Origin of the sequence: Stenotrophomonas sp., from assembly GCF_031995405.1 — a bacterium.
Taxonomy (GTDB): domain Bacteria; phylum Pseudomonadota; class Gammaproteobacteria; order Xanthomonadales; family Xanthomonadaceae; genus Stenotrophomonas.
The window spans coordinates 1-12,233 of sequence record NZ_DAMAGC010000126.1 but is presented as its reverse complement, the minus strand read 5'-3'; the positions used below and the strand labels follow the sequence as shown (position 1 = coordinate 12,233).

General features: G+C 69.0%; 11 protein-coding genes. 6 read left to right on the top strand and 5 right to left on the bottom strand.

Translation table 11 applies throughout. The annotated features are described in order from the left end of the window. The coding region (gene nfsB / locus RTO53_RS16885; RefSeq protein WP_312238884.1) for an oxygen-insensitive NAD(P)H nitroreductase at positions 1–637 on the top strand (637 nt) is incomplete at its 5' end. A gap of 198 nt (positions 638–835) precedes the next feature. On the opposite strand, the gene RTO53_RS16880 is transcribed toward nfsB, so the two are convergent. Next, complete coding sequence (locus tag RTO53_RS16880) at positions 836–964, bottom strand: hypothetical protein (RefSeq protein ID WP_312238883.1); 129 nt, start codon at positions 962–964, stop codon at positions 836–838. 159 nt (positions 965–1,123) lie between these two features. Here RTO53_RS16880 and rmuC point away from each other — a divergent pair, with 159 nt between their 5' ends. From rmuC to RTO53_RS16860, 4 genes are all read left to right on the top strand, one after another. Then, entirely contained in the window at positions 1,124–2,707 is a 1,584-nt protein-coding gene (rmuC, locus tag RTO53_RS16875; RefSeq protein WP_312238882.1) for a DNA recombination protein RmuC, read from the top strand. A 74-nt stretch (positions 2,708–2,781) separates the two neighbouring features. After that, positions 2,782–3,150 (top strand): hypothetical protein, encoded by a 369-nt coding sequence (locus RTO53_RS16870; protein WP_312238881.1) that lies wholly within the window; start codon positions 2,782–2,784, stop codon positions 3,148–3,150. Between the two features lie 56 nt (positions 3,151–3,206). Continuing rightward, complete coding sequence (locus tag RTO53_RS16865; protein ID WP_312238880.1) at positions 3,207–3,767, top strand: glutathione peroxidase; 561 nt, start codon at positions 3,207–3,209, stop codon at positions 3,765–3,767. Between the two features lie 99 nt (positions 3,768–3,866). After that, positions 3,867–4,157, top strand: a complete 291-nt coding sequence (locus RTO53_RS16860) for a hypothetical protein (RefSeq protein WP_312238885.1) — start codon at positions 3,867–3,869, stop codon at positions 4,155–4,157. Here RTO53_RS16860 and RTO53_RS16855 read toward each other — a convergent pair. The 4 genes from RTO53_RS16855 to RTO53_RS16840 are packed head-to-tail and all read right to left on the bottom strand — an operon-like array spanning position 4,150 to position 6,396. Continuing rightward, the gene (locus RTO53_RS16855) at positions 4,150–4,710 is read right to left on the bottom strand and encodes a GNAT family N-acetyltransferase (RefSeq protein ID WP_312238879.1); all 561 of its coding nucleotides are present in this window, start codon (positions 4,708–4,710) and stop codon (positions 4,150–4,152) included. The genes RTO53_RS16860 and RTO53_RS16855 overlap by 8 nt on opposite strands. Further along, the gene (locus tag RTO53_RS16850; protein WP_312238878.1) at positions 4,710–5,249 is read right to left on the bottom strand and encodes a tail fiber protein; all 540 of its coding nucleotides are present in this window, start codon (positions 5,247–5,249) and stop codon (positions 4,710–4,712) included. The genes RTO53_RS16855 and RTO53_RS16850 overlap by 1 nt, the downstream gene beginning before the upstream one ends. A gap of 30 nt (positions 5,250–5,279) precedes the next feature. Then, positions 5,280–5,810, bottom strand: a complete 531-nt coding sequence (locus RTO53_RS16845) for a tail fiber protein (protein ID WP_312238877.1) — start codon at positions 5,808–5,810, stop codon at positions 5,280–5,282. Between the two features lie 52 nt (positions 5,811–5,862). After that, positions 5,863–6,396: a tail fiber protein gene (locus tag RTO53_RS16840; RefSeq protein ID WP_312238876.1), complete on the bottom strand. Its 534-nt coding sequence runs from the start codon at positions 6,394–6,396 to the stop codon at positions 5,863–5,865. Between the two features lie 269 nt (positions 6,397–6,665). On the opposite strand from RTO53_RS16840, the gene RTO53_RS16835 reads away from it, so the two are divergent. Further along, positions 6,666–11,948, top strand: a complete 5,283-nt coding sequence (locus RTO53_RS16835) for a putative Ig domain-containing protein (RefSeq protein ID WP_312238875.1) — start codon at positions 6,666–6,668, stop codon at positions 11,946–11,948. The last annotated feature ends 285 nt before the right edge of the window (positions 11,949–12,233 follow it).

Here is a 12,233-nt window from a genome sequence, read left to right as displayed (position 1 = left end):
GGCCCGTCGCCGCCACACCACCAAGGCCTACGACCGCACCCGCACGCTGCCGCCGGCGGTGCTGCACGATCTGCTCGACGTGCTGCACCACGCGCCCTCGTCGGTGAATTCACAGCCCTGGCATTTCCTGGTAGCCGCCAGCGATGAGGCGCGCGCGCGCATCGCCCGCGCCACCCGGCCCAACCAGCCGTTCAACACCGCCAAGATCACCGAGGCTTCGCACGTGATCGTGTTCGCCACCCGCACCGGCATCGACGATGCCTACCTGGCGCAGTTGATCGAGCAGGAAACCGCCGATGGCCGTTACCCCACCGACGAAGCGCGCGAAGGCCAGCGCGGCGCACTGCACCACTTCGTGGACCTGCACCGGCACACCCTGGGCGATGTGGAGCACTGGATGCAGAAGCAGACCTACCTGGCGCTGGGCACGCTGTTGCTGGCTGCCGGCGTGCATGGCGTGGACGCCACCCCGATGGAAGGCTTCGATGCCGCGGTGCTGGATGCCGAGCTGGGCCTGCGCGAGCGCGGCCTGACCAGCGTGGTGCTGGTGGCGCTGGGCTACGGCAGCGAGGCCAACTTCAACGCCGGGCTGCCCAAGTCGCGGCTGCCGCGCGAACAGGTGTTCACCCACCTCTGAGGGCTGTCAGGGCACGCCGTTGTCCACGTGCAGGGCGAAGCCCGCACGTGGCCGCAGGCGCGCGAACCAGGCGTCCACGGCCGGCAGTGCCGAGGCGCCATCACCGGGTCGACGGGCCTGGCACCCCGTCGGCCAGGCTGAGCCCGGGTCCGGCAACGTGCGCGCCGGTGTGCCCCAGCTGCCTGTCCGGCACGCCCATCAAACGGTGTCATTGCGCGGGGCTGGATGCTGCCGCCGCATCTGCGTAGTCCGCACGTCGTCATCGCCCAGTACCGGCACCTGCGCGTTGGGGTTGAGCGCGCGCACGCGGGGGATCGACCGTCGCATCAGCTGTCACTTCCGCAGCGACGTGCCGAAGGTTCTGCCCGAGTGCGGCAAGCACCCACAGCACCTTGCGCACGTTGATGGAGGTTGATGTCCCGTACGGCTCCAGTATCTGTCCGCCCGGCGCAGCCAATGAGACCGGCTCGGCCTACACTTGCCGTCATGCAAACCGAATTCCTCATTCTCGGCGGCCTGGTCTGTGCCGTCCTTGTCCTGCAGCTGGTGGTCCTGCTGCGGCGTTCCCAGCACGGCGGCCTGGAGCAGAGCCTGCGCGACGAGGCGCGGGTGGGCCGCAGCGAACTGCGCGAGCAGCTCGAAGGGCTGGGTCGGCAGCAGGATGCGCGGCTGGAGACCTTCGCGCGCGCGCTGACCGATCTGTCCACCCGTACCGACCAGCGCCTGGACCTGCTGCGCGACGCGCTGGGCGAAGACGCACGCAAGGCCCGCGAGGAAGGCACCCAGGCCCAGCAGCGCACCGGTGAACTGCTGGCCCTGCGCCTGCAGGACATGCGCGCGCAGCTGGAAGCGTTTGGGCATCAGCAACAGGCCCGCATCGACGCCTTCGGCCAGCAGCTGGTGGAACTGACCACGCGTACCGACGGGCACATGGCCGCGCTGCGCCAGGCCCTGGCCGAGGACGCGCGCAAGGGGCGCGATGAAACCGCCCAGTCGCAGCAGCGCCTGGCCGAATCGCTGGGCCAGCGGCTGCAGGAGATGACCCAGCGCAACGAGGCGCGGATCGGCGAGATGCGTACCACGCTCGAGCAGCAGCTCAAGAGCCTGCAGAGCGACAATGCCGAAAAGCTCGACCAGATGCGGGTCACCGTCGACGAGAAACTGCAGACCACGCTGGAAGCACGGCTGGGCGCTTCCTTCCAGCTGGTCTCCGACCGGCTGGAGCAGGTACAGCGCGGGCTGGGCGAAATGCAGCAGCTGGCCACCGGCGTGGGCGACCTCAAGCGCGTGCTGACCAACGTCAAGAACCGCGGCAGCTGGGGGGAAGTGCAGTTGGACAACATCCTCGAGCAGACCCTCACCCAGGAGCAGTACGCGCGCGGGGTGAAGGTGCGTCCGGACAGCGGCGAGATCGTCGATATCGCCGTGCGCCTGCCCGGTCGCGGGCATGACGATACCCCGGTATGGCTGCCGATCGATTCCAAGTTCCCGCGCGAGGACTACGAGCGCCTGCTCGATGCGCAGGAACAGGGCGACGTCGACGGCGTGCGCGTGCAGGGCGCGCAACTGGAACGCGCGATCCGCATCCAGGCCAAGTCGATCTGCGACAAGTACATCGCCCCGCCGCACACCACCGATTTCGCGGTGATGTTCCTGCCCACCGAGGGCCTGTATGCCGAAGTGATCCGCCGTCCCGGCCTGGTCGACCTGCTGCAGCGCGAGCACCGCGTGGTGGTGGCCGGCCCGACCACCGTCACCGCGCTGCTCAACAGCCTGCAGATGGGCTTCCGCACGCTGGCCATCGAACAGCGTTCCAGCGAAGTGTGGGGCCTGCTCGGTGCGGTCAAGAGCGAGTTCGGCAAGTTCGCCGGCATCCTGGAAAAGGCCGAGAAGCAGATCAGCACGGTCGGCCGCAGCCTGGGCGAAGCCAGCCGCAAGACCCGCACCATCGAACGCCGCCTGCGCGGGGTGGAGTCGCTCAGCGCCGAACAGAGCCAGGAGCTGCTGGAGGAGATCCCCGGCGAGGACGAGGACAGCGCCGCCGATGAGCGTGCCGACGCGGCGGACTGACACCTGGCGTACATGCAATGCATGCACGTGATCGCGCATGCTATGGCATCTGCCGATCGTTCAAGGAAGCCCGCATGCGCCTGACCCTGCTGTTGTCCCTGCTGCTGGCCCTGGCCGGCTGCGCCAGTACCTCACCCTCGCCCGAAGACGCTGCATCGGTGGCCGCCGCGACGGCGGCCAAACAGGCTGCCGACTGCGCCGCCAGCGGTGGCAGTCTGCAGCCGCTGGGTCGTCTGCAGCGTGTGCAGTGCGTGGTGGCCTATCCGGATGCCGGCAAGACCTGCAGCGCCAAAGCCGAGTGCACCGGCCAATGCCTGGCGCAGGGTCAGGTGGCGCCAGGCGCCAAGGCCACCGGCCAGTGCCAGCGCGATGTCAGCCAGAACTTCGGCTGCCGTCAGCGCATCGACGGTGGCGTGGCGATCGGCACCATCTGCGTCGACTGACCTTCCCATGGCATCGCCATCGCGTGCCTCCCTTTTTCCAATGCAAGGAACCTGCAGTGAGCCAGACCGTCTACGACATCCCCGTCAACACCATTGAGGGCCAGCCGTCTTCGCTGGCCGATTACCGCGGCAAGGTGCTGCTGGTGGTCAACGTCGCCTCCAAGTGCGGCCTGACCCCCCAGTACGAAGGCCTGCAGAAGCTGTACGCCGACAAGCACGACGCCGGGCTGGAAGTGCTGGGTTTCCCGGCCAACAACTTCCTGGCCCAGGAGCCGGGCAGCGAGGCGGAAATCCAGCAGTTCTGCCAGCTGGAATACGATGTGAGCTTCCCGCTGTTCGCCAAGATCAGCGTGGCCGGCGCCGATACCCACCCGCTGTACCAGCAGCTCACCGCTGCCCAGCCGGCGGCCACCGGCGAAGGCCCGATGCGCGAGAAGCTGCAGGGCGCGGTGGCCAAGTACCCCGAGTTGGTGATCAACCCGGCGCCGGGCGTGCTGTGGAACTTCGAGAAGTTCCTGATCGGCCGCGATGGCCAGGTCATCGCGCGCTTCGCCCCGGACGTGCCGGCTGACGACGCGCGCCTGGTAGCCGCGATCGACGCCGCGCTGGCAGCCTGATCCAGGCGCAGTGCATCGCGTGGCGCTTGTGCGCGCCACGCGATGCAGCGAGGATGTTCGATGCCGCTACGCCTGCGGCACGCGACCGGGGGACGGGACATGGAGTTGTTGACGCTGGAACACTTTGCCGGCTGCGTGAACGAGACGTTCGCCGCCGAGTTCGATGGCATGCAGATGGAGTTCGTGCTGGTCGAAGCGCGGCCGTTGCCGCAGACGCGTGCCAATACAGTACGTGCGCCGTTCTCACTGCTGTTCCGCAATGGCGCGCCGATCGTCTTTCCGCAGCAGATCTATCCGATGCGGCATGCACGGGTGGGCGAGGTCGGCATCTTCCTGGTGCCGATCGCGCAGGAACGCGCCGGCTTCCTGTACCAGGCCGTATTCAACTGAGGGGACGGTGCACCGGCTCCCAGCGCATGGGCAGGTAAAGCTCGCCCGCCGCCGCCGAGGTGGCGACAAACCCCATCCGCTGGTACAGGCGCAACGCAGCGTGGTTGTGCTGCATCACATGCAGCCGCAGCGCGCGGCCCTGCGCCGCACAGGCCTGTTGCTGGCAACCGATCACCGCGGTGCCGATACCGGTGCCGCGCGATGACGGCAACAGGCTGATGTCCACGATGAGATCCTCCTCACCGTCTTCATCGACATAGAAGCGCCCCACCGGCTGGCCCTCGCGCAGGATCGCCAGGTAATGCGCGCGCGGGTGGCGGCTCTGGTAGTGCTGGTGCTGGGCCACGAACTGCTGCGCCAGGAACTGCCGCTTGGCAGCGTCCGGCCAGGGCACCGACCGGAGTTCCTCCTCGCGCGTGCTCGCATACAGCGGCAGCAGCCAGGGCAGGTCATCGTCGCGTAGCGCGCGCCATTGCCATCCGGTAGCTGCGGCGACCCCGGCCAGCGCTGGGCGCCGCTCCGGAGGGAACGGCGCCAGCGTCGCGGGCAGCATCAGTCGAACGCAGGGTAATCGCCCTGCAGGGCAATGCAGAAGTTCACCGCCAGGTAGGGCTGCTGGTTGTCGTGTGGCTGGTTGCCACCGCTGCTGGGGAGCAGCATGGACGGAGACAACGGCGTATCCGGCGTCGCATTGCTGAAGGGCTTGACGGCGTTGGACCCCGGCTGGGAAAGGCCGCCACCGGCCACCGGTACGCCGCTGCGCTTGCTGGTGTCGGTCTGGGCGAACGCGGTCAGCGTGTGCCGATGGGCGGGCATCTCCAATGTGCTCAACGTCACCTGGGAGACGCCGAACGTGTCGCCGGCCAGGCGGGGCGTCAGGCCGTTGCCGGTGCCCATCCCTGCCGCAGCGCGGGCGCTGAAGTTGGGCAGCTGGAAGGTGCTGGTGCCGTTGCCGCCGTACTGGATGCCGAGCAGCGAAAACAGGGTGGCGTTCTGCTGGATCGCCAGCGTAGCGCCGTTGCAGAACGCCCACCCGTTCGGGGCGAAACTGAAGCCGAACGGCTGGATCTGTCCGATGTAAGGTTCGGTCATGTCGGTTCTCTGCGCGTATCGAGGGAAGGGTCAGGACTGCGAGGGGAAGACGCCGGACCAGGCGATGCAGTACTGCACCGTCAGGGTGGGCATGCAGTTCTCGTGCGCCTGGTTGCCACCACTGCTGGTCACGGCCAACGCCTCCATCGCCAGTGGGGTCGCCCCGGTGGTGTCGGTGACATAGAAGGTCTCGCCACTGACGGCGCCCGGCAATGCGGTGGCGGCGGGCGTCTCCAGCGTGGCCACGCCGCTGGAGACCGACAGCGCATGGGTGTGGGCCGGCATCTGTGGCAGGGTCAGGGTGACCGTCTCGGTCCCGGACATCATGCCGGGCAGGCGATTGCTCAGCCCCGGGCCCTGGCCCATGTGCAGCGGCACGCGGCCGCGCAGGTCCGGCACGCCGAAGGTGTTCTGGCCGTCACCGCCGTAGGTTGTGCCGAGCAACATGAAGAGCACTTCGTACTCTGCGATCGATATCAGCGCGCCGTTGCAGGCAAGCCATCCACTGGGAACGCGGTTGAATCCAAACATCCGGATTTCGCCGACGAAAGGTACGCTCATCTGATCATGCTCCTTGTGAGTAACGCATGGCCGGCAAGGGCCGGCCCCGTGATCAACCGCGGGACGGGAAGACTCCCTGCAGGGCGATGCAGAAGTTGAGCGTGGTGTAGGGCTGCATGTTCGGATGGGGCTGGGTGCTGCCTGCCTGGGCGACCGACGACGGTGCCTGTGCAACCAGCGCGCCGCCCTGGGCTGCATACAGCTTGGCGGTGCCGCCGCCGGCGAACGTGCGCCCGGTGGGGTTGCGGTTGTCGCCCGCAGCGGCGACACCCACGACCTGATGACCATGCGCCGGCAACTGCGTGGGCAACAGCGTCACGTTCTCGGTCCCGGCCCGCTGGCCGATCGGCATGACCGGTGGCTGCCATGCCGCATCGGCCGAGGGCCCATACGCGACGGGTGTACGTCCGCGCAGATCGGGCAGGGCGAAGTTGGTGACCCCATCGCCGCCGTACTGCGTGCCCAACAGCGAAAACAAGGCCTGGTTCTGGTTGATGGGCAGCAACTGCCCGTTGCACTGCGCGAAAAACCTGGGTGCAAAATTGAACCCGGCCATCATGATCTGGCCGACGAAGAATTCGCTCATCTGATCCCCCTTGGATGCTGAGCGCGGCGCCGGACTGGCGCGCAACTACTCTGAACGCCATTCAGGCTGTTCACAAGTCCCGCCGCTGCGCCCCTTTTCTCGCCCCGGGGACTCTGTTCCAATGGCGCCAAAGGGGGGAGGCGTGGAATGCCTGCCGCTGGCGACGTCAGGGAACGACGGGAGCATCATGCTCCCGGGGCAGCCGGCACGGGACGCGCACCTCGATGTTGTTCTGCATCCAGGTGGATTCTTTCCAAGGGGGAAAGGTCATGGCACTCCGTACCCGATACGCGCGTACCGCGCGTGTTTTCTCGACCCTGTTCGTCCTGTTCTGCGCCGCCCTGTGCGGGTCCAACGCCGCGTGGGCCGCGCATACCTCGTTGATTTGTCCGGCCCAGTCGGCGACCGTCGGCAATGGCGGCACGGTGGCGATCAACGTCTCGGCCTGCGCCAATCCGGTCGCCCTGGCCGGCGAGGGCCCCGTGGACGGCCCGCAGCTGCCGCAGCACGGCACCGCCAACCTGCGCATCACCGGCGGCAACTGGTTCGTCGACTACGGTCACGGCGGCGACACCGCCACCAGTGACGTCTTCGAATTTTCCGATACCGATGGCGATACCGTGCGGGTCACGGTCACCATCACCCCGGCCAACTCCACGATCGTGGTCGCACCGGCCGCGCTCACCCTGACCGCCGGCACGCCGGTATCGCAGACGCTCAGCGCCAGCGGGGGCACCGCGCCCTACACCTTCACCCTGCAGGCCGGTACTCCGCCGCCTGGCATCACCCTCAACGCCGGTGTGATCAGTGGCACGCCCACCCAGCGCGGCGCGTACACCTTCACCGTGCGTGCCACCGATGCCACCACGGCCACTGCCGACAAGACCTACAGCGGCACGGTGCAGAATCCCAGCCTGAGCCTTGTCCCGGCCGCGGCCACGGCCATCCAGGGCGTGCCGTTCTCGCAGACGCTGGGCACCATCGGTGGCGTTGCGCCCTACATCTATGCGATGGAAGCCAGCAGCCTTCCCGCCGGTTTGACGCTCAATGCAGGCGTGATCAGCGGTACCGCCACCGCGGCCCCCGGCATCTATCCGGTCAACATCCGCGTTACCGACAGCAGCACCGGCACCGGCACCTACTTCGAGGTGGAGAACTTCACCCTGACGGTAAGCGCGGCACCCAGCGTCAGCATCGCCGTGGCGCCAGCGAGCGTCAGCGAGGACGGGGCGACCAACCTGGTCTACACCGTCACCCGCAGCCTCAACCTGTCCTCGCCGACCGTGGTCAACCTGACCACCGGCGGCACCGCGACCAGCGGCGTGGATTACACCGGCGGCGTGGCCACGGTGAGCATTCCCTCCGGCGCGACCACCGCCACGGTCACCATCAACCCGACCGCCGATGCCACCGTGGAGGCCAACGAAACGGTGATCCTCAGCGTCGCCGTCGGCAGCGGCTACACCATCGGTGCCCCGGCCAGCGCCACCGGCACGATCCTCAACGACGACGTCCCCAGCGCGTCGATCACGGTGTCCCCGTCCTCGGTCAACGAAGACAGCGGCACCCCGCTGGTCTACACCGTCACCCTGGACCAGCCGAGCCTGACACCGCTGTCGATCGCCTTCACCGTGGGCGGTACCGCCACCAGCGGCACCGATTACGCGGCAGTGACCTCGCCGCTGTCGATCGCGGCCGGAGCCACCACCGGCACGATCACCGTCACGCCCACAGCCGACAGCGCCGTGGAAGCCAATGAGACCGTGATACTGACGCTCGCGCCTGGCACCGGCTATGCCGTCGGTGCACCGGCCAGCGCCATCGGCACGATCCTGGATGACGACCAGCCGGCGTTGAGCATCAGTGACGTCAGCCTCAACGAAGGCGACAGCGGCACCACCGCCTTCACCTTCACCGTGTCGCTCAACGCGCCGGCAGCCCCGGGCGGGGTCAGCTTTGACGTCGCCACCGCCAATGGTACCGCCACCGCCGGCAGCGACTATGTCGCCCAGGCGCTGACCGGCCAGACCATTGCCGCGGGCGGCAGCAGCGCGACGTTCACCGTGCTGGTCAACGGCGACACGTTCAACGAGCCCAATGAAACCTTCTTCGCCAATGTCAGCAACGTCACCGGTGCCACCGTCGCCGACGGCCAGGGGCTGGGCACGATCCTCAATGACGATGCGCTGCCGTCGCTGTCGATCAACGATGTCTCGGTGACCGAGGGCAACGCCGGTACGGTCACCGCCACGTTGACGGTGACGTTGTCGGCGGCCAGCGGGCAGACGGTCACCGTCGACTACGACACCGCCAATGCCAGCGCCGTCGCACCCACCGACTACAGCAGCGCCAGCGGCACGCTGACCTTCGCGCCCGGCGCGACCACCCGGACCATCGCGGTTACCGTCAACGGCGACACCACGCCGGAGGCCGACGAGACCTTCGCGGTCAACCTGACCGCGCCCACCAATGCCACCGTTGCCGATCCGCAGGGCATCGTGACCGTGCTCAACGATGACCAGCCGGTCACCGTCGCGCCGGCGGTGCTGCCGCCCCCGGCGATCGCCGTTGCCTACAGCCAGACCATCGTCGCCAGCGGCGGCAGCGGCACCTACAGCTATGCGGTCACCACCGGCTCGCTGCCGCCGGGCCTGACCCTGAGCGCGGGTGGCGTGCTGGCCGGTACGCCCACCGCGGGCGGCTCCTACCCCTTCACCGTGACCGCCACCGATACCAGTGCAGCGCCGGGTCCTTACACCGGCGTGCAGACCTACGTGCTCACCGTGGGCGCACCCACGCTGGTGCTGCCGGGTGGCCCACTGCCGGGCGCAACCCTCGCCCAGCCGTATACCGCCCCGGTCGGCCCGGCCAGCGGCGGTACCGCGCCCTACGCCTACACGATCTCCGCCGGCAGCGTGCCGCAGGGATTGACCATGACTGCCAGCGGTGTCTTCAGCGGCACGCCGACCGCGTTGGGCACGTCCAACTTCACCGTGACCGCCACCGACAGCAGCACCGGCGTGGGTGCGCCGTACTCGGTCAGCACCGCGATGTCGATCACCGTGGCCGACGGCCTGCCGGTGGCCGGCAACGTCAACCTCTCGGTGTCCTACGGGGCGCCGGCCGTGCCGGTGGCACTGGCGCTGTCGGGCGGGGCGGCCAGTTCGGTCGCGATCGGTACCGCCCCGGTGCACGGCACCGCCACCGTGACCGGCCCGACCTCGATCAGTTACCAGCCGGCAGCGGGTTTCGCCGGCAGTGACAGCTTCACCTACACCGCCAGCAACGGCACCGGTACCTCCGCGCCGGCCACGGTCACCGTGGCGGTGGGCATCCCGACCATCACCGTCAGCGCCAACAGCGTGTTCTCGGCGGTGGCCGGCGCGCCCTACAGCCAGACCTTCACCTGGTCCGGCGGCGCTGCGCCCTACAGCGGCTACCAGGTGGCCAACCTGCCGGCCGGCCTGTCGATCACCGCCAGCACGGTCGACAGCGTCACCGTCAGTGGCACCCCGACGCAGGCTGGCAGCTTCAACCTGGTGGCCTCGGCGACCGACAGCAGCACCGGCACCGGCCCGTTCACCACCGGCCAGGGCTTCGTGCTGAGCGTGGCCAGCCCGACCCTGGCAGTGACCCCGGCCACCTTGTCACCGGCCACCGCGGGCAGTGCCTACCAGCAGCCGATCACCGCTGCCGGCGGCGTCGCACCGTACACCTACGCGTTGAACGGCACGCTGCCCAGCGGCGTGGCCTTCGACACCGGCAGCGGGGTGTTGTCGGGTACGCCGACCCAGGCGGGCAGCTTCGCGCTGACCGTCACCGTCACCGACAGCACCACCGGAACCCCCGCCAGCGTGGTGCAGAACTACACGCTGCAGGTGGCCACGCCCACGCTGAGCCTGACGCCGGCCGCCGGCACCCTGACCCCGACCACGGCGGGCAGCGCCTACCAGGTCGCCTTCGCTGCCGGCGGCGGCGTAGCGCCGTACACCTTCGCCATCACCACCGGCACCCTGCCGGCGGGCCTGGCGCTGGATGCCGCCAGCGGTCGCCTGTCGGGGACGCCCACCGCCGTGGGCACGGTGGCCTTCAGCGTGACCGCCACCGACAGCACCACCGGCACCCCGGCCAGTGTGACCCAGGCCTACACGCTCAGCGTGGCCGCGCCGGTGCTGACGCTGACCCCGTCGACCCTGCCTGCCGGCTTGTTCGCCAACGCCTACCAGCAGCAGCTCTCCACCAGCGGTGGCACCGCGCCGTATACCTACGCGGTCACCACCGGCGCGCTGCCCGGCGGCCTGGCGCTGGCGGCATCCGGCGCGCTGACCGGCACGCCCACCGCGGCCGGTGCGTTCGCCTTCACGGTGACCGCCACCGATGCACTGGGCTTCACCGGCACGCGCGATTACACCGTACAGGTCACCCAGCGTCCGGACCCGACCCGCGACCCGGAGGTGCGCGGGCTGCTGTCGGCGCAGGCCGATACCGCGCGGCGCTTCGCCACCTCGCAGATCGAGAACGTCCAGCAGCGGATGCAGCGTCTGCACGGGGCCAGCCGCAGCAACGGCTTCAGCAACAACCTGGGCCTGGCCTACGGGCCGCAGCGCTGCGATCCAGCGGTGGGCAGCCTGCCCGGCAGTGACTGCGACGCCCAGCGCCGCCAGCCGTTCGATCGGGAGCCGGGGCTGGATGCGCCGGCCGCGGCGGGCACGGGTGCCCAGGCGGCGCTTGGCCTGTGGGTGGGCGGTACGATCCGCACCGGCCGGACCAATGGGCGCGGCAGTGCCGGCGGTGACTTCAACACGGACGGCGTCACCCTCGGCAGCGACCTGCAGGTCGGTGAGGATCTGGCCCTCGGCGTCGGCCTGGGCTACGGCCGCGACCGTACCGATGTGGGCGAGAACGGCAGCCGCAGCGATGGGCAGGCCTTCACCCTGGCGGTGTATGGGAGCTACAGCCCCGGCCAGCATCTGTTCGTGGATGCACTGTTGGGCCACCAGCTGCTGGACTACGATCTGCGCCGCTACGTGACCAGCGACGGCAGCGTCGTGCATGCCCGTCGCGATGGCAGCCAGTGGTTCGGCTCGCTGTCGGTCGGTGCCGACCTGGTGCGTGGCAGCTGGCAGTTCACTCCGTATGCGCGACTGGATGCGTCGCGCGGCACGCTCGACCGCTATGTCGAGCAGGGCAGCGACCTGTTCGCCCTGCGCTACGGCGACCAGGACGTGGACACCAGCACCGGTAACGCCGGCCTGCGCATCGAGACACGCAAGACCGCCGCGTGGGGCGCGTGGACGCCGCAGCTGCGGGTGGAGTACCAGCACGACTTCAGCGGCAGTGGCACCGCGACGATGCAGTACGCCGATCTGGTCGGGGTGCCGTTCTACCGGACTTCGCTGGACGGCTTCGACCGCAACCGCTGGATGCTGGGGGCCGGGGTGATGTTCGACTTCGGTCGCGACTGGGGCCTGCGCGTGGACTACCGCGGGTTGGTGGGCAGCGGTGAAGACCGCGACCACGGCGTGCAGATCAGTCTGGACAAGCAGTTGTAAGCGGTACGCGCCACCGGTTGCCGGTGGCGCGATGCCGGGGGAGCACGAAGTTCTTCTCCCTGCGTGTGGCAAACGCGTAGTGCGCTTGGAGATTTTCTTGCGCGGCGCTCGGCCGGTTGATCGGTTGCTTGGCCCCCATGCCCTTTCCGGCGAATGCCCACCGGCGTCGGCCTGCGGCGCCTCCTCCTTTACTTCGCCTCAAGCGGTAGTCGGTGGGTCGGTCGCTGGGTCCCCATGCCCTTTCCGGCGACGCCCCCGGCGTCGGCCTGCGGCCGCCACCTCCTC